The organism is uncultured Acetobacterium sp. (assembly GCF_927416815.1).
Lineage (GTDB): Bacteria > Bacillota > Clostridia > Eubacteriales > Eubacteriaceae > Acetobacterium.
The window spans coordinates 16,179-38,266 of sequence record NZ_CAKMJU010000132.1 but is presented as its reverse complement, the minus strand read 5'-3'; the positions used below and the strand labels follow the sequence as shown (position 1 = coordinate 38,266).

At 43.8% G+C, this 22,088-nt stretch carries 21 protein-coding genes and 1 tRNA gene; 18 read left to right on the top strand and 4 right to left on the bottom strand.

The features are described from left to right. Positions 1 to 77 (top strand) — tRNA-Lys (locus QZ998_RS15965). Positions 78 to 188: 111 nt separating this feature from the next. Here the strand turns inward: QZ998_RS15965 and QZ998_RS15960 are convergent. From QZ998_RS15960 to QZ998_RS15945, 4 genes are all read right to left on the bottom strand, one after another. Next, a complete protein-coding gene (locus QZ998_RS15960) occupies positions 189 to 389 on the bottom strand; it encodes a tyrosine-type recombinase/integrase (RefSeq protein WP_296561827.1) in 201 nt (66 codons plus the stop codon). A 225-nt stretch (positions 390 to 614) separates the two neighbouring features. Next, on the bottom strand, positions 615 to 1,127 hold the full coding sequence (locus tag QZ998_RS15955) for a DUF2335 domain-containing protein (RefSeq protein ID WP_296561826.1): 513 nt from the start codon (positions 1,125 to 1,127) through the stop codon (positions 615 to 617). Then, positions 1,099 to 1,314 (bottom strand): hypothetical protein, encoded by a 216-nt coding sequence (locus tag QZ998_RS15950; protein ID WP_296561825.1) that lies wholly within the window; start codon positions 1,312 to 1,314, stop codon positions 1,099 to 1,101. The genes QZ998_RS15955 and QZ998_RS15950 overlap by 29 nt, the downstream gene beginning before the upstream one ends. A 156-nt stretch (positions 1,315 to 1,470) precedes the next feature. After that, positions 1,471 to 1,638, bottom strand: coding sequence for a hypothetical protein (locus QZ998_RS15945; protein ID WP_296561824.1), 168 nt, complete (start codon positions 1,636 to 1,638; stop codon positions 1,471 to 1,473). Positions 1,639 to 2,125: 487 nt separating this feature from the next. Between QZ998_RS15945 and QZ998_RS15940 the strand changes: the two genes are divergently transcribed. The 17 genes from QZ998_RS15940 (at position 2,126) to QZ998_RS15860 (ending at position 22,030) form a co-directional block, all read left to right on the top strand. Then, complete coding sequence (locus QZ998_RS15940; protein WP_296561823.1) at positions 2,126 to 3,208, top strand: hypothetical protein; 1,083 nt, start codon at positions 2,126 to 2,128, stop codon at positions 3,206 to 3,208. Positions 3,209 to 3,421: 213 nt separating this feature from the next. Beyond that, positions 3,422 to 3,649 carry a hypothetical protein gene (locus tag QZ998_RS15935; RefSeq protein ID WP_296561822.1) on the top strand — a complete coding sequence of 76 codons (228 nt, stop codon included), beginning with the start codon at positions 3,422 to 3,424 and terminating at the stop codon, positions 3,647 to 3,649. Positions 3,650 to 4,029: 380 nt separating this feature from the next. After that, complete coding sequence (gene hcp / locus QZ998_RS15930) at positions 4,030 to 5,742, top strand: hydroxylamine reductase (RefSeq protein WP_296561821.1); 1,713 nt, start codon at positions 4,030 to 4,032, stop codon at positions 5,740 to 5,742. Positions 5,743 to 5,982: 240 nt separating this feature from the next. Continuing rightward, a complete protein-coding gene (locus QZ998_RS15925) occupies positions 5,983 to 7,152 on the top strand; it encodes an SAM-dependent methyltransferase (protein ID WP_296561820.1) in 1,170 nt (389 codons plus the stop codon). A 260-nt stretch (positions 7,153 to 7,412) separates the two neighbouring features. After that, positions 7,413 to 8,528, top strand: a complete 1,116-nt coding sequence (locus QZ998_RS15920; RefSeq protein WP_296561819.1) for a DNA repair exonuclease — start codon at positions 7,413 to 7,415, stop codon at positions 8,526 to 8,528. Further along, positions 8,528 to 10,834, top strand: a complete 2,307-nt coding sequence (locus tag QZ998_RS15915; RefSeq protein ID WP_296561818.1) for an AAA family ATPase — start codon at positions 8,528 to 8,530, stop codon at positions 10,832 to 10,834. Before QZ998_RS15920 ends, QZ998_RS15915 begins: the two co-directional genes overlap by 1 nt. A gap of 177 nt (positions 10,835 to 11,011) precedes the next feature. After that, on the top strand, positions 11,012 to 11,362 hold the full coding sequence (locus QZ998_RS15910; RefSeq protein ID WP_296561817.1) for a hypothetical protein: 351 nt from the start codon (positions 11,012 to 11,014) through the stop codon (positions 11,360 to 11,362). Next, complete coding sequence (locus QZ998_RS15905; protein WP_296561816.1) at positions 11,359 to 11,775, top strand: ATP-binding protein; 417 nt, start codon at positions 11,359 to 11,361, stop codon at positions 11,773 to 11,775. Before QZ998_RS15910 ends, QZ998_RS15905 begins: the two co-directional genes overlap by 4 nt. Positions 11,776 to 11,793: 18 nt before the next feature. Beyond that, a complete protein-coding gene (locus QZ998_RS15900; RefSeq protein ID WP_296561815.1) occupies positions 11,794 to 13,137 on the top strand; it encodes a [Fe-Fe] hydrogenase large subunit C-terminal domain-containing protein in 1,344 nt (447 codons plus the stop codon). A 116-nt stretch (positions 13,138 to 13,253) separates the two neighbouring features. Next, entirely contained in the window at positions 13,254 to 13,586 is a 333-nt protein-coding gene (locus QZ998_RS15895) for an AraC family transcriptional regulator (protein ID WP_296561814.1), read from the top strand. Beyond that, entirely contained in the window at positions 13,587 to 14,315 is a 729-nt protein-coding gene (locus QZ998_RS15890) for a PHP domain-containing protein (RefSeq protein WP_296561813.1), read from the top strand. A 268-nt stretch (positions 14,316 to 14,583) separates the two neighbouring features. After that, complete coding sequence (locus tag QZ998_RS15885; protein ID WP_296561812.1) at positions 14,584 to 15,054, top strand: NAD(P)H-dependent oxidoreductase subunit E; 471 nt, start codon at positions 14,584 to 14,586, stop codon at positions 15,052 to 15,054. A 9-nt stretch (positions 15,055 to 15,063) separates the two neighbouring features. Beyond that, complete coding sequence (locus QZ998_RS15880; RefSeq protein ID WP_296561811.1) at positions 15,064 to 15,636, top strand: ATP-binding protein; 573 nt, start codon at positions 15,064 to 15,066, stop codon at positions 15,634 to 15,636. Next, positions 15,621 to 16,019, top strand: coding sequence for a (2Fe-2S) ferredoxin domain-containing protein (locus QZ998_RS15875; RefSeq protein WP_296561810.1), 399 nt, complete (start codon positions 15,621 to 15,623; stop codon positions 16,017 to 16,019). Before QZ998_RS15880 ends, QZ998_RS15875 begins: the two co-directional genes overlap by 16 nt. Before the next feature lie 19 nt (positions 16,020 to 16,038). Beyond that, positions 16,039 to 17,838, top strand: a complete 1,800-nt coding sequence (gene nuoF, locus QZ998_RS15870; RefSeq protein ID WP_296561809.1) for an NADH-quinone oxidoreductase subunit NuoF — start codon at positions 16,039 to 16,041, stop codon at positions 17,836 to 17,838. Between the two features lie 19 nt (positions 17,839 to 17,857). Then, positions 17,858 to 19,609, top strand: a complete 1,752-nt coding sequence (locus tag QZ998_RS15865; protein ID WP_296561808.1) for an NADH-dependent [FeFe] hydrogenase, group A6 — start codon at positions 17,858 to 17,860, stop codon at positions 19,607 to 19,609. Positions 19,610 to 19,816: 207 nt separating this feature from the next. Further along, positions 19,817 to 22,030 carry an ATP-dependent RecD-like DNA helicase gene (locus tag QZ998_RS15860; RefSeq protein ID WP_296561807.1) on the top strand — a complete coding sequence of 738 codons (2,214 nt, stop codon included), beginning with the start codon at positions 19,817 to 19,819 and terminating at the stop codon, positions 22,028 to 22,030. Positions 22,031 to 22,088 lie beyond the last annotated feature (58 nt).

Here is a 22,088-nt window from a genome sequence, read left to right as displayed (position 1 = left end):
GCTCCCTTAGCTCAGTTGGCTAGAGCACCTGACTCTTAATCAGGGTGTCCAGAGTTCGAGTCTCTGAGGGAGCACCAATAATAGCGCATAACAGAGTCGTTTATCGACTCTGTTTTTTTTATTCCTAATTTAGAATACAGGCCATTTACGGTGCGTTATAGACATTAAGTGGCGATCAAAGTGGCGATTTATTCCGGCCGTTTTATGTTCTTTTCGACATCACTAATGTCGTCGTGAACGTAAATTTTTGTCGTTGTTTCGATGGAAGCGTGACCCAATAATTTTTGGAGTGTAAAAACATCGGTGCCGGTTTTGTAGAGTAACGTGCCATAGGTATGCCTAAGCTCATGCGGTGCCAGCTGAGGGATCTCTGGGTGTTTAGCTTTCAAGTCAGACAAGAAAACACTGTAATGAAGAACCTCCTCTTTTCATTAATAATTTGATTATACTACTTAATGTATAGCGTTGAAATGATTAAGGAGAGTAAAATTTTAACATTGACCAATATAAGTTAATGAAAATCACCATTTATTAACAAGTGTTAAGAAAATGTGTTGCGCGTAAGGTGATTTAGAAGATAAAAAAGAAAAGCCGGTATTAATACCGGCTTTAAATTATTCAACACTAGATTTTGTATCCTGTGATTTCTCTGTTCTTTCTGTTCGTTCTGAACGGGTGCCGTAAATAAATGATGTCACGATGGATGCCAGGCTCGCACCGGTGATAAATGTTCCAGCAACAACAGCACCTTGGACAATTGCATAAATACCGCCAAGCGTTCCTGTCATGCCAATAATAAAAGCGAAAATAACGCCTAGGCGACTATCTTTGACATTTGAATGAATCGCTGTTTTTTCGAGATCCTGCCGATGCGATGCCTGGTTTTCTGCCATTGTTAATATTCGTTCGGCTGCTCCGGGGACGATTTCTTCATAGCCTTTAAGAATTCGTGGGTGTGGTAATGGTCCGGAGTAATACTCCTCCATGCTCATTTCCATCCGCATCATTATCGAAAGCAGTTCTTCCTTCGACTTTGTCTCTAATTCAGAAAGATCAATACAGTCGATTGTCTCGGTTTCGTTTTGATGGTTAACTAGATCAGTCTTTTTTTCTTTTGATTCTTCCATTGTATTGATCAATCGCCTCTCTGAGATCTTTTCCCGTCACGCCCCAATCGGACTTTAATGCTCTGCAATCAGCTTTTTGTCCAGAAGTGCTATCGTTGTAGATATTGCGCGTGGATCTTAAGTCGATAGCTCGACCAAAACCTCTCAAAAAGCTTGGCTTTGCAAACAAAAAATCAGTTCTGTACATTTAAAACACCTCCTTGCAATGATTAGCATACATTATACTACAGCTTATCACTTTACTGAAAGAGTAATATATTGCTTCTATGGACAGATTATACCCAAAATATCTTAAAATTATAGGAATGAATTGTTAAACTTTAAATAATTTGGAAAGCGGATCTCAAGCAAACATGCTCAGGTAGATTTTTATAGTAGCATTACTTAAGCCTTTCTCATCGGTGTGTATTTCTTTGACTTCTCCGGTAATGTATGCGCCATCTTCAAGGTCAAAATCAAATAGTTTGTCCTCAAGGCTTTTTTTAATGTCCCCGTGCTCTTCATCACCCATAGTTGTAACTAATATAGTATCGCTTCGTGCATCGCCAATACAAATTTCAACGGGATCGCCAACTTTGAGATTTTTGAAATTGTTTTGTCGATTTCCTCCGCTTGAAGCCTGGGCTGATCAGTGGCTGCAAATCTATAAGGAAGATACTTTCAGTGAATGCGCATTGATGTTTGTTTTTATTGATATTTTACTGTGTTGCGCTGTGGTGGTTCCAGAACTGCACCTGAATTGAATGAAAAAATGGTTGTTTTTTAACCTGGTGCGAATATATTGGCTAAAGGAAGAAGCTTCTGGTTATGTTGAAATATAGAAAAGATCTCAAATGAAGTTATTTTTATGGATCTGTGCTTGAAGTTGATAATTGCGTAATTAACAATTTATTTGTCAATAAAAATAAAACGGGAGGTTTATAGTGATAAAAATCAGAGATAGTGATAAAATAATAGAAAATATAAAGCCAATAAAATAAATAGGACAGGAGTAAGGTATGAAGAGTATAAATGGTTATTTAATGAGCCAGGATACGCAAATCGCCCGGATTGAAAATAATAAGATAATATCCATAAAGCCAAGCTTACTGCCACTTTATTTGCATTTGAACGGTGATTTGATCGAGTGGCTTGAAAGTCGAGCCATTGACAGGCATCGGGTTAATTCAAGATTGCTTAAACGTCTGTTGCGGCTTACAACTGCGGAGGACGCAGAAGTGGCCATGCATGTCAACGCTTCCACGATCACCGACACCTACTGGGTATGTGAAGATTCCGAACCGACACTAACCTATGGGGATGTTCGTTTCAGTCAGAACTACTTCGACAACCTGGCCTTAAATGGCGATCCGGACAGCTTTAATCGTGTCAACAATCAAGGGATGACGCATAGCCGAACACCGGAACTTACCAATATTGGTTCATTTGAGAAATGCTGGCGAATCGAAAATGGTGACTGGTGGCTCTACAAAAACGGAAACACCTTTGAAAGATTTTCGGAACAGTTTATCTGTGAGCTGGGGAGGCTGCTGAACTTTAATATGGCACACTGTGAACTTTGGGAGAAGGGTATTAAGAGCCTTGATTTTACAAATGGGGCAAAGGTCAATTATGAGCCAGCACGTAGTCTGGTTGGTGATGATATTGATTACGTCACTAATTACAATAAAATCAAGAAATTAAGCCCGCATATGGCTAAGGAGTATCTGGATATTTTACTATTGGATACGGTTTGCTTCAATATGGATCGACATACCGAGAATTACGGTTTTCTTAGAGATATCAATACCGGTGATTTTATCAGTATGGCACCGAACTTTGATAATAATATTGCTCTGATCAGTCGCGGTTATCCATCCGATAAAACCAGAAAAAACGACCTGTTTATCCGTGATTTCATTGAATTGTTTGAGCAAATCGGTGTTGACTATTACCTTCCGGTGCTTCATGAGGAAATGATTAAAACAGCTTTATCGAGAGTTTCCATTGCAGTGGATGCTGACTATATTAAGCAGTTTATTTCAAACGGATACACGCAGCTCACTAATCATTTTCCGGTAACCCATTTTAATATGTTTTAGTGAATAATACGGGGTTAAAATTAATACTGTGAAAAAGCAGATGGCGTTAAAACTTTCTAAGTACCCAATCGCACCAGTTTACTTAACCGATGGTTTTATTAAGCATCGGAAATAATTAAGGCGCAGTAAGCGCTTGAGTTGGCACGGCGCAACTGATATAATTACACGCAATTAATATTAAGCTATTAAATGCAAGCATGAGTATTCGCAAGCATGAGTATTAACGTAGAACAAAATAATCAGACACTGATGTGTCAAAAGGAATGGGGAGCAGAGCTAATGGAATCTACAAAAAGCAATGCATGTTCTTATTTAGAGTGTGGTTTTAATGTCAGCGGAAAATGTCCGGATATGGATGTACTGAAAAATCCCTACAAAGAGACCGGCTGTATTTTTTACAAAAATAAGAATATTCAGACAGACGGTAACAAAAGCGAGTAATAAAGAAAACACCGGAAGGTGTTTGAGGTTGGAGACAGACTACCGTACCGACCAATTGTTAATCTGTTGTATGCGCGCAATTCGTACAGTTGCATTTACAGTTCGAAAAAGAACGAACGTTTCCTTGCAACTGTTCGTCTTGAGGCATACAACATGATATAACAATTGTCGGTACTACCAATCTTTTTTTGACAGTTTAAAGAAAACACCGAAAGGTGTTTTTTTTTATAGAAACACATAAAAAACCGATATCGTTGCATTTGCAACGGCATGCATCACAGTCCCCGGATATAATAACAACATACAAGGTGGTAGCGATACCGAATAAACTTTCAAAACTTAACGGTTATGATGAAATAAAATTTCAGGAGGACGATATTATGAGTATGTTTTGTTATCAGTGTCAGGAAGCGGCAAAAGGAGCCGGATGTAGTGTTAAAGGGGTTTGTGGAAAAAGTGAAGAGGTTGCCAAGCTTCAGGATCTGCTGATCTATACGGTTAAAGGGATTTCAGAAATCGTTATAAAAGGCGAGCTGGAAGCTAAAGAATTGGGCCAGGTCAACCATGAGGTGTTAAAAAGCCTGTTTATGACCATCACCAATGCAAACTTTGATGCGGATGCCTTTGTCAAAGAAATAAAGAAAATGATAATGCTGAGAAATCAGTTAAGCGATATGGTGGATGCTGCCAATAAAAAAAATTCACCCGGCTTTTTTAAGAAGCTGTTGGGTTTGAATAAAGAACAGACCACCAAAAAAATAAATGTTTTGGCACTCCATGACGCCGCCCGATTTGAAACAGCCACAAAAGCGGAAATGATTGCAAAAGCAGCAAATGTAGGAGTCTTGGCCACCGCAAATGAAGATATCCGCTCACTGAGAGAACTGATTACCTACGGGGTCAAGGGACTGGCCGCCTATGCCGAGCATGCCCTCAATCTTGGAAAAGAAGACTTAAGCTTATATGGCTTTATCTATGAGGCCATGGCTAAAACACTCGATGATAAACTGTCTGCCGATGATCTGGTCGCCTTAACCTTAAAAACCGGCCAGTTCGGGGTCACCGCGATGGCGCTGCTAGATGGCGCCAACACCGGGAAATATGGTAATCCCGAAATCACTGAAGTGAATATTGGCGTTAAAAAGAATCCCGCCATTTTAATCTCTGGCCATGACCTGGCCGATCTGGAACAGCTATTAGACCAGACCAAAGGGTCCGGTGTCGATGTTTATACCCATAGTGAAATGCTGCCGGCTCATTATTACCCGGCCTTTAAGAAATATGATAATTTTGTTGGAAACTACGGCAATGCCTGGTGGAAACAGCTTGAAGAATTTGAATCCTTTAACGGTCCGATTTTGTTTACCACCAACTGTATTGTACCACCCAAAAGTGACCAAGTTCGCAGCCGAATCTTCACCACTGGGGCATCTGGCCATCCCGGCTGCACCCATATTGAAGCAGATCAAAGTGGCAAAAAAGACTTTTCAAAAATTATCGAAATGGCCAAACGGCTAAAAGCGCCAACCGAAATCGAAACTGGCAAAATTGTCGGCGGCTTTGCCCATGAGCAGGTATTTGCTTTGGCCGATAAGGTTGTCGATGCGGTTAAATCCGGTGCCATCAAAAAGTTCTTTGTTATGGCTGGTTGCGATGGTCGGATGAAATCCCGGGATTACTATACCGAATTTGCCGAAAAATTACCCAAAGATACGGTCATCTTAACCGCTGGCTGCGCAAAATACCGTTACAATAAGTTAGATCTCGGCGATATCGGCGGAATTCCCAGACTACTGGATGCTGGACAATGTAACGATTCCTATTCATTGGCGCTGATCGCCTTGAAATTAAAAGAAGTCTTCGAACTCAATGACATCAATGAACTGCCAATCGCCTACAATATTGCCTGGTACGAACAAAAAGCCGTCATCGTGTTATTGGCGCTGCTTCACCTGGGTGTAAAAAACATCCATCTGGGACCAAGCTTGCCGGCATTCTTATCAGCCAATGTTGCCAATGTCTTAGTCGATACCTTTGGTATCGGTGGTATCGACACCGTTGACGCCGACATGGCCATGTTTATGGGTGCATAACAAGTATCGTATGCAATGGTTGTCGACCCCTTACCGTACCGACCAATGACCGTCGGTCAGACCCGTGTTAAGCGGTTGTGACAATTGTTGCTAGCCAATTAGTTCAATGACCTCCGTCTTACATACCGGAATATCCAAAAGGATATTCCGGTATTTTTTTGCGATTCAATCAAATCCCGCTATAAATTTTTCCCAACCCGTGATAGGATATTGACAACAACAAAAACACGAGGTAAATCAATGAACAATTTAATATCCGCAGTTGAGACCTGTTTTAATCCAAAAATTTATAAGATCATCCTCAGCAAACCAAGGACAAAAACAAGTGACTATCAAAAAATAGTTATCAATCAAATAAAAGAAGTCTATCATCTGGAAAAATTCACGGCCACCCAGGTATTCAATGAAAATCTTTCCTTGCAACAGTTTAAAGATTTTCTCAGTCAAGCCCTGGAGCATGCGTTTTTGCAGTATAATGGCTGGGATGAACAGTATCAATATATCATTCAAATCAGTAAAAAGGGGAAGCCCTCGGTAACTAAAAAAGCCGTCACGGCAGCCCCGGCAAAAGTCTTAACCCATAATCGTGAGAAAAACTATATCCTAAAGGAAGGCACACTCATCCCACCGCTTGTCGATATGGGGATCTTTACCAAAGAAGGCAAGGTGGTCAAGGCAATGTACGATAAATTTAGGCAGATCAACCGTTTTGTCGAAATCATCGACGATGAAATCAAAAATCTTGATCCCGGGGCGCAGCTCAATGTGATCGACTTTGGCTGTGGCAAATCCTATCTGACCTTTATCTTATATTATTACCTCAGCGAGATAAAAAACCTGAAAGTACGAATCGTCGGCCTCGATTTAAAGTCGGATGTGATTGACCGCTGTAATGCCAGCGCCAGGAAATACGGCTACGACCAGCTGTCCTTTGAACTGGGCAATATCGATGCCTATCAAAGCCCCTTTGCGGTAGATATGATTATCACCTTGCACGCCTGTGATACCGCCACCGATTATGCCCTCTACAATGCGATAAAATGGAATGCCGGGCTGATTTTTTCAGTACCCTGCTGTCAGCACGAGCTAAACGGCCAAATAAAAACGGATCAGCTGAGTCTGCTGACCAAATATGGCATCATCAAAGAACGGACTGCCGCCCTGATTACCGATGCAATCCGCGGCAATCTCCTCGAAGCCTGCGGCTACAAGGTACAGCTGCTAGAATTCGTGGACCTGGCTCACACCCCCAAAAACATCCTGATCCGAGCCAAAAAAACCAGCGTCACACAAAAAAGAAAGGCTCAGGCACTGACCGAAGTCAAAAGCGCCATCGAGACTTTCTCCTTAACCCCTACCCTCTATGGACTCCTTGAAACAGATGAAATCATTAATTCTAATAAAAATTAAATGTAAGATTTACCAAAAGATGATATAATAAAAAATCAGTTCGAAGAGATAAACATTAAAATGAACTCAAGTAAGGCGTTACCGACAATTGTTAGATCATCTTGTTTGCCTCTGGGCGAACAGGTTGATAAACCTGTCCGAACCAGCGCGTAAAGGGTCTGACCCCTAGGTCACAAGAGATTAACAATTGTCGGGATAAGCCGGTAACTGAGACGAAAGCCCAAAATTAGCAAAAATTTATAGATGAGGAGGCAAAGAGGATGCTGACACGCTTTGTACATACCGGAGATTTTCATTTAGGTCGCCCCTTTACCTTTTTACAACAAGGAAACTATTACGGTAAAAATAAAAGAAAAGAATTATGGAAAGCCTTTGACGAGATGATTGCCTATGTCAAAGAAGAAGAAGTGCCACTACTGCTGATTGCCGGAGATTTATTTGACAGCGTCAATGTCCTGACCATGGATATCAAAAGAGCTGCCGAAGGATTGGCCAGTCTCGATAAAACCTGGGTGGTCATCATCACCGGAAATCACGATTATCACGGTGACAGCTCACCCTACAAAAAGGTCGAGTGGGGAAGCAATGTCTACATTTTTAAAGAAGATGTCTTTCGGTCTGTTTACATAAAAGAACTCAATACCGAAATCTATGGCATGTCCTGGGTTAAAAACGAGTACCGGGCCTTTCCCGAGCGGTCTTTTAACAGCATTAAGCTCAATGATACCCGCTATAATATCTTAATGGCCCACGGTGAAGTGGCCAGTCAAAGCCTTTATCTGCCGATTGATTTAAGATTGGTTGAAAAGAAGGGCTTTGATTTCATCGCGCTGGGACATATTCACAAGCCGGGGCTGACTCCCGGCGGGATTGCTTACTGCGGATCACCGGTCCCGCTTAATTTTGGCGAAAGCGGCGAACGGGGATTTTTAATCTCCCAGGTGGATACCGATTATGTCAATCAGGTCTTTATTACTAGCAGTGGCTTCAAGCCGATCGAGTCACGAACATATCAAACCATCGAAATCCAGCTTACACCGGAAGATTCTTATCAGGATATTATCAAGAAAACGATTGACTGCGATAGTCAAACAAACCGCCAGCAGCATTACTACCGGATCCGCTTTAGCGGCTACATCAACCCGGAAATTCAAATGGACTGGATCAACGATGATCTGGAAGAGGCTTTTTATTATATTGAAACCGACACCACCAGGCTGGAGCCGGACATTGATCTGGAATTGCTGATCCGTGAGAATAAAGATAATCCGATTGGACAGATTCTTTCAGAACTGGAGAAAATAGAAGAAGCAGAAATTCGCAAAAAAGCGATCATCTACAGCATTGAAGCGATGATTGGTGAGGGGGTTTTATAGTGATAATAAAAACCCTGTCAATTAAAGCCTTTGGAAAATTCAAAGACCAGACGATCGAGCTCAAACCGGGGCTTAACCTGATTTATGGCAAAAACGAGGCCGGCAAAACAACCCTGCAAACCTTTATTCAGGGGATGTTTTTCGGGTTTTACAAGCCCTACCGCAAAAAGAAAACCTACAGCGATGAATATCAAAAATATATGCCCTGGAATCAATTCGACTACAGCGGTTCCCTGGTTTATCAGGACAGTGGCCAGGAAATCCGGCTGGAGCGGAATTTTTTAAGAGCCAAAGATTCCTTATTTATCTACGATAACAGTACCGGAAAAATAATCAACGATCAATTTAAATACGATGGCGTGATTCGCCAGCATCTGCCGCTGGATACTGGGATGACCACGGTGATTTACAATAACACCGTTAACATGCGTCAGAACCTCCACGACCAGGAATCCCGCGGCCAGGACGAAGTCCGGGATTCCTACATCGAGATGCAGAATTCCAGTGGGATCGAGATTAATTTTAAGGGCATCGCCCGACGATTAGAAGAAAAAAAGAACCAGATCGGCCGTTCCGGCCAAAGTAAATCAAGAATCGGTGCCGCCATCAGAGAACGCGATGAACTCCAGGGATTATTAAAAGAAGCTGAGGCAGCCTATGCCAAGGTGGCTGAAAACCAGGAAAAAATCACCCAGAATCAAAAGTTGATGAAACGCATTGAAGCAGAGAATGAGTACCTTAGCCAGGAATCGGTGGTTAAGCGTAAAAAAGAGCTGCTTTTGAGCTATGAAAAAATAAACAAACTGGAAAAAGAAAATAACCGCCTGTCTAAAATAATCCGCGAAGACCAGGTCTATGAGGGCTATAGTTACAAGATTTTAGAGGGCTTAAAAGCGATCAAGAATCAGGCTGAACGGCTCTCTGATCAGATGAATTACATCGAAAAGGAAATGACCGATGCCTCCGAACATCTTAAGGCGATCAGGCAGAAAGAAGCCACAAAGCGTAGCGCCCTGGGGCCACATACCGTCGAAGGCATCACTGAAGATTATGAGCTGTTTAAAAAAGAACAGGTAGAAGTGGAAGCCGTCGATAAAAAATCAAACATTCTCATCAATATCATCGCCAGCCTGGTAACCTTGTTGGGGATGGGGCTGGTGGGAATGGCCAATATCGGGCTGATGGGAGCCAGTCAGGGGATTGAAAACCTGTCCTTAACGGTGGGAGCCGCACTGGCCATTGCTGGTGTTGTTGGTCTCAGTTATGGGGTCTCGGCAACGCTTAAAAAGCGGCAGATCTTAAAAGAGAAAAAGCTGATTCCGATTCAAGACGAAATATTGGCCAAGTATCAATTGACCGACGCGCCGAGTTTGGATAGTTATTATAAAAAAATTGTCCGCAACCAGAAAGAACTGGAACAGCTGCAAAACGAAGGGGAATTGATTATTGTTCAGCATTCCCGCCACCAGGCCGGTTATGAGGTGCTTTTTGAGCAGCGTCGCGGCATTATCCGCGAGCTCGAGAAAAAACTGGCTCAGTATCAGGTCAAAGACATTGCCGAATATGCCGAACGCTGTGAAAAAGGACAGCAGTTGGAAGAACTTAAGATCCGCTTCAACGGTAACCTCCGCCTACTTGAAAATCTGCTGGAAACCGTCAACGGCGGAAAAACCGATGCCGGACAAGCGGTCTGGCAGAAAGCCTCGCCAAAATCCGCAGACCTTCTCAGTCTGGGAAAAGAGATTGCCCGGCTGGAAGGTGAAAACAGTGCCCTCACCGAAGGCATTGGCCTACCAGTCGAAATTCAAGAAACGATTAAATCGCTGGATGCTCAAATCCAGGCCTTTGATTTAGAAATCCAAGCCTGTAACGCAGCGCTAGCGGTTCTGGCCCGGATCCAGAAGGATAGCCACCGGGAATCAGTGCCGGAGCTCAACAAAAATATCGGCGCGATCCTGGAGACCATCACCCAGCATTATAAGGGGGTAAAAATTGATGAAACGATGAAGCTCAAGGTAGTCGATCCCAAGGGCGGGGATTTTAAGGATGCCGAGCAATTAAGTGCTGGAACCATGGATCAGGTACACTTTGCCTTTCGCTATGGAATCGGCCAGCGAATCGGTGATCAGATGCCCTTTATTTTGGATGAACCCTTTGTCAGGTATGACCGACAGCGCAAAACCGAGGCCCTTAAATTACTCGCAGAACTTAGCAGCAAACGTCAGATTATCCTCTTCACCTGTGACGAGGATGAAGAAAAGCTGTTAAAATCATTGGGCGCAGACTATCATAAAATAAATTTGTAAGGCCGCTGAGGGCTTTGCCCAGCCCGATAAAACAGAAATATAACAGCGCGATTATTATGTCGGGGCGAGCATTGCTGGCTCGCCTGACAATTATTGGAATAAAAAAGACTAAAGACCTTGCTAAATGCACAAGAAATCCTTTACAATAATAACAATAACTAAAAAGGAGAACCTTCGATGAAATTAAGTCTAGTAAGAGACCTGCTCGATGCGGTTGTTTTATCCGGCGAGAGCCATCTGGAAGAAGAAGTCCATTCGGGATTTGGCTGTGATCTGATGAGTGATGTGCTGTGCTTTGCCAAAGAAGATGCCATTTTGCTCACCGGCTTGGTCAACAAACAGGTACTCAACACCGCCGACATGGCCAATATGAACAGCATTATCTTTGTCCGGGATAAAATGCCCAGCCAGGAAATGATCGAAATGGCAAAAGAACGAAATCTTCTGGTTATGTCGACCAAGTATATTCTTTTTGAATGTTGCGGCATTCTTTATAAAAATGGTCTTAAAGGAGCTCATCTCAGATGAGTTATGAACTCGTCTTTGAAGTAGCCCGGGGCGATTTTGATACTGCCGGCGAAGCATCAAGAAAGATTAAACGGACGTTGCAGCAATTGGGGGTTTCCAATAAGGTGATCAGGAAGGTGTCGATCGCCGGTTACGAAGGTGAAATGAATTTAGCGATCCATTCCGATGGCGGAAAAATAACCCTGCAAGTAGGGGAGGAAGAATTGATGTTAACGATTGAAGATATTGGACCAGGTATTGCCAATATCGATTTCGCGATGACAGCTGGCTGGTCAACCGCCGGGGATGAAGTCCGGCAAATGGGCTTTGGTGCGGGAATGGGTCTGCCCAATATGAAAAACAACGCCGATAATTTTGCGATCTCATCAAAAATTGGTGAGGGTACAAAAATTATCATGAAATTTTTAGTATAAACAGGAAGAAGGTCAGATATGGAAAAATTACTTCATTCTGTATACCTTGATGAGGAAAAATGTCTCGGCTGCACCACCTGTCTGAGAAGCTGTCCGACCGGGGCGATCCGGGTGCGCGGTGGCAAGGCGATTATCAATGAGTCTAAATGCATTGATTGCGGTGAGTGTATCCGAATCTGTCCCCATCATGCCAAACTGGCAAAAACCGATCCGCTTTCAAAAAAAGATAGTTTTAAATATCGGGTCGCCCTGGTGGCACCAGCCATCATTGGCCAGTTTAAACCCAAGTATTCGATCGATCAAATTCTCTCAGCGGTTAAGGCGCTGGGCTTTGATGAGGTCGTCGAGGTGGCCTATGGCGCCGAGATCGTTGGTCAGGCGCTAAAATATGAGTACCATGCCAAACGCTATCCCAAACCACTGATTTCGTCAGCCTGTCCGGCCGTTGTCAAGCTGATTCAGGTGCGCTTTCCGGAGCTTACCGACAATATCTGCCGGCTCAAATCGCCGATGGCGATGACCGCCCGACTGATCAGAAAGCGGATCAGAGAAGAAGGGGTATACAAAAACGCCGATGTCGGCATGTTTTTTATTACGCCCTGCGCCGCCAAGGCGACGATGATCAATAATCCGGCCGCCAGCGAATATGACAAGTACGATCAGATCGATGGTGCCATCGCGATCAAAGATATCTACAGCGACCTGGCCAGCCAGATCGGCTCTTGTCCGCTCCAGGAAGGGATTCACAATACCACCCCCGAATCCTGCACCTGGGCTTTGACCGGTGGCGAAAGCGACTACTTGAAAAATAAAAACGTCCTCCATGTCGATGGTATTCAAAACGTGATTAATGTCTTAGAAGAAATTGAATGTGGTAAACTCGATACGATCGAATTTTTTGAAGGCCTGGCCTGTATCGGCGGCTGTGTTGGTGGTTGCCTGACGGTTGAGAATAATTATGTCGCCAAAATGTACATCCAGGATCGTGCCAAAAAAATGAGACAGACCTCGATTGTGCACATGTCCGATGACTACGTCAAAAGCATTTATAATTCTGGAATGATGCACATTAAAGAGCGGATTAATCCCCGTAGTCCAGAACCGCTCGATCAGGATCTCAATAAGGCGATCGAAAAAATGAAGCAGATCGAAATCCTCGAAACCAAATTACCCGGTCTGGATTGCGGATCCTGTGGTTCGCCCGGTTGCCGGGCGCTGGCCGAAGATATCGTGGCTGGAAAAGCCAAAGAAATTGACTGTGTCTTTGTCTTAAAAGACCGGGTCCGGGATCTCTCTGTTTTGACGAATGAATTACTGCAGGTGGAACACCCCACTGAAAAACCGCTGATCAAGAAAGAATAAAGACTAAAAAACAACTTAACGCTTTTTCGGACGAGGGCTTGATCGCTGCTCAGCGATAGTCGCCTCCATCACGTGACAAAAACGATTAATGAGATAAAATTAAAAGGAGAAAACGAATGAAGGTAAGTGACTTATTAAACAACAAGGAATTCAAGTGTCTCAATCCCCAGGTGGGCATTGAAGGGGTTATTGACAGTGGTTATGTCGGCGATTTACTCAGCTGGGTGATGGCCAATGCCGGCAAGGGATGTGCCTGGGTCACGATTCAGACCCATGTTAATATCATTGCGGTGGCAACCCTATTAGAAATGACCTGTGTGATTATTCCAGAAGGTGCCGAAGTCGAAGAAAGTACTTTAGAACGGGCCATTATCGAAGATATCCCGATTATCATTACCGGTCTTAACGCCTACGAAGTCTGTAAGATCTTAGGAAACGCCGGCATTTAAATGGAAAAGGTAGCCATAGATTTACACATTCACTCGCTCTTATCGCCTTGTGGTCAAGCGGAGATGACCCCCAATAACATCGTCAATATGGCACTCATCAAAGAGCTGGATTTTATTGCGGTTACCGATCATAATTCAGCAAAGAATTTACCGGCAATCATGGCGGTGGCAAAAGAATTGGCAAAAGAAACCGAAATCGGGCTTTGTATCCTCCCGGGAATCGAAGTGACGACCAAAGAAGAGGCCCATATCCTGGCCTATCTGCCGACCCTTGAAGCGGCGATGGCACTCGATGAAATTATTTATCAACACCTCCCCGATGTCAGTAATCAAAAGGAAATATTTGGCCCGCAAATCATTATGGACGAGCATGATCAGATCATCGGTGAAATCGACAAGCTACTGATATCAGCCACCGACATTGGGGTCGAAAAGCTTTGGCAAATCGTCACGGATCTGGGCGGGATTCTGGTTCCGGCCCATATCGACCGCACGTCTTATAGCATTATTGCCTCGCTGGGCTTTATTCCGCTGGAACTGGACGTCAAAACCTGTGAAGTATCAAAGAATCAAAGCTTTGAGAAGGTTCTTGCAAATTTTCGCTTCTTTAAGGACTATCAGTTTATCCATGGCTCCGACGCCCATCAATTGGAAGACATCGCTGAGCGGCAATACTTTTTGGAACTGCCGGATATGCGGCGGCAAACCCTGATTGACTATCTGGGTTAGTTGATGAAAAAAACGGGTATTTTAAAAATTCCCGTTTTTTTTTGTGCAAAATTATTACACCTTTACAAAAATAAAAACAAAAGAGTATAAATTTTACTTCAAAAACCCTTCGTGTTAAAGGTTTTCATTAATATTTAGGTTAAAATGAGTAAAAATTTATCTGTTATAAATATAACGAAAATTTTGGTTATATGTTATAATGACTTCGTTAGAAAACATGCAATCAAATGCGTAAAGGTTTGCACGATTTAATTAGGAGGTTTGAAAATTGGCTGAATTAATACCAGTTGAAAATTTGGACGTAGTAAAGGCAATAGTGGCCGAGCACAGAGAAGTACCAGGTTGTTTAATGCAGATTCTGCAGGAAACCCAGGAAAAATACGGCTATTTACCACTTGAACTACAGGGAACCATTGCAGATGAGTTAGGGATGCCCTTAACTGAGGTCTACGGTGTGGCAACATTTTATTCTCAATTTAACCTGACGCCAAAGGGGAAATTCAAAATTGGAATCTGTCTGGGAACCGCTTGTTATGTACGTGGGGCTCAACCAATTATTGACAAGGTTAACAGTATTCTGGGAACCCAGGTTGGCGATACAACTGAAGATGGCAAATGGTCAGTTGATGCAACGCGATGTATTGGAGCATGTGGTTTAGCACCAGTCTTAACGGTTAATGAAGATGTTTACGGACGTTTAGTTTTAGATGATATTGCAGGTATCATAGAAAAATACTAGTTAGCTATTATGAAAGAGTTGTCCCTTCATATCTTAGATATCACCCAAAACTCCATCAGAGCTCAGGCAAAGCTTGTTGAGCTGTTTATTGTCGAGTCCACGGCAAACAATGAACTCACCATTATCATTAAGGATAATGGCTGCGGAATACCGGCCGACCGGCTTGAGAATATCACCGATCCATTTGTAACGACCCGAACAACCCGCAAGGTTGGCCTGGGTTTATCCTTGTTCAAAGCAGCTGCTGAAGCTTGCGGCGGATACTTTGAGATAAGCTCAACCCAAGGGGTTGGCACAAAGGTGGTTGCAAGCTTTAAGCGCGATCATATCGATCGTGTCCCGCTGGGGAATATGGCTGATACAATTCTCACGATGGTCATGTCTTTTGGAGCGGCAGATCTTATTTATGAACACGACTACAACAATCAACTATTTGTTTTTAATACACAAGAAATTAAAGCGACTCTGGAAGTTGAATCGTTAAACGAACCGGACATTCTTAATTGGATCCGGGAATACGTTTCAGAGGGTTTAAAAGAAATTCAAGAAATGATGGAGGAAGCATTATGGCAAAGTCCTTAGCAGAACTAAAAGCGATTCGCGAGAAAAAATTAAACGAAATCAATTTACGACACGGCAAAGATGGCTACCGCGTTGTAGTCGGAATGGCAACCTGTGGTATCGCTGCAGGCGCACGACCAGTAATGGTTAAACTGATGGAAGAGGTTGAAGCAAAGAACTTGGTTGACGTTACCGTTGCTCAAACCGGATGTATCGGATCATGTCGCTTAGAACCAATTGTAGAAGTTTATGATAGCAACAATGAAAAAGTAACCTATGTGCATATGAATGCCGAAAAGGTTGCTCGAGTTGTAGCTGAACATTTGGCTCAAGGCAAAATTGTAGATGAATATACCATGACCGTGGTTGATGGTAAACTCATCGATCCAACGGTTAAGGGTTAATTGAGGAGGAGAAGAGCAAATGGCATATAAACGTTCGCAGATACTGGTTTGTGGTGGCACAGGATGTTGTTCCTCTGGTTCCCTGACACTAGTAAAGGAATTAAAAAAAGAGTTAGTAAAACATGATATCCTAGATGAAGTAGAAGTTATTGCAACTGGTTGTTTTGGTTTATGTGAACTGGGACCCGTCGTTATTGTTTACCCAGAAGGCACATTCTACAGTCGGGTTGAAGCAGCAGATATTACCGAATTAGTAGAAGAACATCTTGTAAAGGGTCGTCCACTAGATCGTCTGATCTACACCGAAAAAGGAGATGGACATCACCCACTGTCAATTAATGATTTAGGCTTCTTTAAAACCCAAAAACGGATTGCTTTGGTAAACTGTGGTGTTATTGATCCTGAAAACATTGACGAATATATCGCATTTGATGGTTACATGGCACTTGAAAAAGTATTATTGACCATGACCCCAATCGATGTTATCAATGAAGTAAAAGCTTCCGGTCTTCGTGGTCGTGGGGGCGGTGGTTTCCCTACCGGTCTTAAATGGCAATTTGCCCATGATGCCGTATCAGAAGATGGCGTAAAATACGTCGCCTGTAATGCCGATGAAGGTGACCCTGGTGCATTCATGGATCGTTCAGTACTTGAAGGAGATCCCCATGCCTTAATCGAAGCGATGGCGATTGCTGGTTTTGCAGTTGGCGCTGCTAAAGGTTATGTATATGTTCGAGCTGAGTACCCAATTGCCGTAAACCGTCTGCAAATCGCTATTGATCAAGCCAAAGAATATGGCTTACTGGGCGAAAATATTTTCGACACCGATTTCGCCTTTGACCTTGAAATTCGTCTCGGTGCCGGCGCATTCGTATGTGGTGAAGAAACCGCGCTAATGAACTCGATCGAAGGTAAACGTGGTGAACCGCGTCCACGTCCGCCATTCCCAGCTAATAAAGGTTTATTTGGAAAACCAACCGTTTTAAATAACGTCGAAACCTATGCAAATATTCCCGCCATTATCTTAAAAGGCGCAGAATGGTTTGCGTCAGTAGGTACCGAAAAATCTAAAGGAACAAAGGTCTTCGCACTGGGCGGAAAAATCAATAACACCGGTCTACTTGAAATCCCAATGGGCACAACCCTGAGAGAAATCGTCTATGATATCGGTGGTGGTATTCCTAACGGTAAGGCTTTCAAAGCAGCTCAAACCGGGGGACCCTCAGGCGGATGTATCCCTGCTTCTTTATTAGATACACCAATTGATTATGATAACCTGATTGCCATCGGCTCAATGATGGGTTCTGGTGGACTAATCGTCATGGATGAAGACAACTGTATGGTTGACGTTGCCCGTTTCTTCCTTGACTTTACTCAGGACGAATCCTGTGGTAAATGCCCACCTTGCCGTATCGGTACCAAAAGAATGTTAGAAATTCTAGAACGTATCTGTGATGGAAAAGGCGTTAAAGGCGATATCGAACGATTAGAAGAATTAGCAGTAGGCATTAAAGCTTCAGCCCTTTGTGGACTGGGACAAACCGCGCCTAACCCTGTTCTTTCAACGATTCGCTATTTCAGAGATGAATATGAAGCACATATTAATGATAAAAAATGTCCAGCCGGCGTATGTAAACATTTATTAGACTTCACCATTGATCCCGAAACCTGTAAGGGTTGTGGCATCTGTGCTAAAAAATGTCCAGCTGATGCGATCACTGGCGAAAAGAAAAAACCATACACCATTGATACAGCAAAATGTATTAAATGTAATGCCTGTATTGAAGCCTGTCCATTTGGCTCCATTTCCAAGGCTTGATGAGGAGGTTATCAGAATAATGAAAGAAGTTACTTTTAAAATAAACGGACAGGAAATGACTGTTCCCGAAGGAACAACCATTTTAGAAGCTGCACGACAATGCAATATTGACATCCCCACCCTTTGTTACCTGAAAGATGTTAACGAAATTGGTGCATGTCGGATGTGTTTAGTTGAAATTGCCGGTGCCAGAGCCCTGCAGGCAGCTTGTGTTTACCCAGTTGCTAATGGCATTGAGGTCTTAACAAACACCCCAAATGTAAGAGAAGCACGACGTGTTAATCTTGAGCTGATTCTGTCAAACCATAATCGCGAATGTACCACCTGTATTCGTAGCGAAAACTGTGAACTGCAGACCCTGGCTACTGATTTAGGCGTTTCTGAAGTTCCTTTTGAAGGCGAAGTGTCAGGTACACTGGTTGATGATAAATCAGACTCAATTGTCAGAGATGAAAGCAAATGTATTCTTTGTAAACGGTGTGTTGCTGTTTGTGGAGACGTACAAAACGTTGCTGTTCTTGGCAGTGTTGGCCGTGGCTTTACCTCTCAGGTTCAGCCTGTCTTTGGAAGATCGTTAGCAGATGTCGGATGTATCCGATGCGGACAATGTATCGTAAACTGTCCGGTTGGCGCATTAAAAGAAAAATCAAGCATTCAGGAAGTCTGGGATGCAATTGCAGATCCAACAAAAACCGTTATCGTAGAAACAGCACCTGCAGTTCGAGCATCACTTGGTGAAGAATTCGGATACCCAATGGGAACGCCTGTTACCGACCAAATGGCAGCAGCCCTGAGACGACTTGGATTTGATAAGGTATTTGATACTGGCTTCGGTGCCGATGTTACCATTATGGAAGAAGGAACAGAGCTTCTTGGTCGTGTAACCAACGGCGGTGTTCTGCCAATGATCACATCTTGTTCACCAGGTTGGATTTCATACATCGAAACCAACTACCCAGAATTTTTACCACATTTGTCAACCTGTAAATCACCACAACAGATTACCGGTGCATTACTAAAAAGCCATTATGCCGAAACAAACGGCATTGATCCGAAAGACATGGTCGTTGTTTCAGTTATGCCATGTACAGCAAAAAAATACGAGCTTAAACGAGAAGAACTAAAAGTCGATGGCATTCCTGATGTCGATATTTCAATCACAACACGTGAACTTGCACGGATGATTAAAGAAGCCAGAATTATGTTTGATCAACTTCCAAAAGAAGAATTTGACGATTATTATGGCGAATACACTGGAGCAGCCGTTATTTTCGGTGCTACCGGCGGTGTAATGGAAGCTGCAGTAAGAACACTGGCTGATATCTTAAACAAAAAAGATATTCAGGCAATTGACTACGAAATGGTTCGTGGTGTACAAGGAATCAAAACAGCAACTGTTGATGTAACCCCTGATCTGGCAGTTAAACTACTCGTTGCCAGTGGCGGAAGCAACATTGAAAAAGTTATGCAACAATTAAAAGCTGGCGAATTAGCTGATACGCATTTCATTGAATTAATGGGATGCCCAGGCGGCTGTGTTAACGGTGGTGGCCAATCGATTGTGCCAGCAAAAGACAAAATGGATATTGATATCCGCGCAGAAAGAGCCAAAGCGCTTTATGTGTCAGATGCAAAAATCACAAAATACCGTAAATCACACCAAAGTCCAGCAGTTATCCGCATTTATGATGAATATTTGGGAGAACCCAATGGTCATAAATCACATCACTTATTACACACAACTTACAGCCAAAAACCAAAACTGGTTTAATTGCTGTTAAATAATAAATAAGCGATAAATAAAAATGATAAGCAAAAAAAGGCCCAATAATGGGTCTTTTTTTGTTTAAGAAAAAGAACCGTCCCCCATGTAATTATCCTCTCACCTTGTAGGGGCGAACGGTAGGGGCGAATAGTATTCGCCCGCAACCAACTTTTGTGCTATAATAAGGCATCATTTAAACAACAGGAGCAAACAATGGAAAGCATTAAGGGCACGGTGGAGCACATCGTCTTTAGAAACACCAGCAACGGCTACACCGTCGCACATTTCGACATCGACGGCGATCTGGTCACCGTAGTGGGAAACTTTGACGAACTGAATCATGGCGAATACCTCAAACTGACTGGCTACTGGACCGAGCATAAAAACTATGGCGATCAGTTCACCATGGAAACCTACGCCATGGAAATCCCCACTTCAACCGAAGGCATCACCCGCTATCTATCCTCAGGCATTTTGCCCGGGATCGGCGAAAAAACCGCCAAGGCGATCGTCGCCCGCTTTGGTGAAGAGACCCTCGATATTCTCGATAATCACCCCGAACGGCTATCCGAAATCAAAGGGATCGGCAAGAAAACCCTGGCTGCCATCAAAGAAGTCTACCACGAACAGCGCGAAGTCCGGCAGATCATGATCCAGATCCAGGACTATGGGATATCGGCCAACTGGGCGATGAAGCTCTATAAAACCTATAAGTTTGACACCATTTCGGTATTACTTCACAATCCCTATCAGATGATTGAAGATATCCGTGGGATCGGCTTTAAAATTGCCGACCAGATTGCCAACCATCTGGGCTTTGAAGCCAATAGCCCCGGTCGGATTCTGGCCGGAATCAACTATTCACTGGGGGAATGCTATAACCGTGGCAATACCTATATGACCGAAGCCGAGCTGATTGCAACCGCTGCTAAAATCCTCGGAGTCGCCGAAGACGAGATCAATGCCCAATTAGGTGAACTGGTGCTAATGGGACAAATCATCCAGGAAGAAGTCGATGATCAAGTGGTGTTTTATCCCCGCAACCTCTACGAAGCCGAAGATAATACCGCCCTGGCCATGGCCAGAATCAGCCAGATGACCTATAAGATCGCCAACGTCAACATCGAAGAAAAGATCAAAGACTACGAACGCGACATGTCAATTACCCTGGATAATAAACAAGGCCAGGCGATTGCCGCCGCCATGGATAACGGTGTGATCATTATCACCGGTGGTCCGGGAACCGGCAAAACCACCATCATCAACGGGATCGTCCGGATCTTTAAAGCTCTGGGCTTAAAAACGGTGCTGGCCGCCCCAACCGGCCGGGCTGCCAAACGGATCACCGAAACCACCGGCAACGAAGCCAAGACCATTCATCGCCTGTTAGAATATGAATACAGCCAGGACGATGACTTTGCCAGCTTTTCCAGGGACGAAAGCAATCAACTCGATGTCGATGCGATCATCGTCGATGAATCCTCGATGATTGATATCCTGCTGATGGACTCGCTGCTGATGGCCGTCCAACCCGGCACCCGGCTGATCCTGGTTGGCGATGCCGATCAGCTGCCTTCGGTCGGCCCCGGCAATGTCTTAAAAGACATCATCGAAAGCGGTGCCATTAAGGTACTGAGCCTCGATCGCATCTATCGTCAATCCGAAGAAAGTATGATCTCTGTCAACGCCTATGAAATCAACCACGGCCAAATGCCAGACATTAATAACGCGTCTGATTTTTTATTTCTTAACAAAAACGATGGCGATAAGCTGCTCCGTGATATTTTAGAACTGGTCACAAACCGGCTGCCGAGAGCCAAGGGCTTTGATAGTATCCATGATATCCAGGTCATCTCGCCGATGAAAAACGGCAAGGTCGGAGTAATCAACCTCAATCGCGAAATCCAGGCAGTCCTTAATCCGCCCCACCAAGATCGCCCCCAGCGGGAGTTTGGGATGGTCATCTACCGGGAAGGCGATAAGGTCATGCAGATTAAAAATAACTATCGGATCAAGTGGCAGGACACCCTGACCACCGAACAGGGTCAAGGCATCTACAACGGCGATATCGGGATTCTTAAAAGCATCAGCAGCCGCGACAAAGCCTTTGTGATTCTCTTTAACGACGGTAAGGAGGTCACCTACGACTTTGACCAGATGGACGAGATCACCCACGCCTATGCGATGACAGTCCACAAAAGCCAGGGCAGCGAGTTCCCGGTCGTGGTCATGCCGATCGTCGCCGGCCCGCCACTGTTTTTAAACCGCAAGCTGCTTTACACCGCCGTTACCCGTGCCAAAAAGCTGCTGATCTTAATCGGCAACCAGTACGTCTTCCGGCAAATGATCAAATCGACCGAATCCCAAAACCGCCAAACCGCCCTCTGCGCCCGGATCATCAATTACATCAAACACCCAATGGTGTAATATTTTATAAAATAAATAATAAATCATCCCAAGGGGCGATCCGTCTTCGCCCCAAATG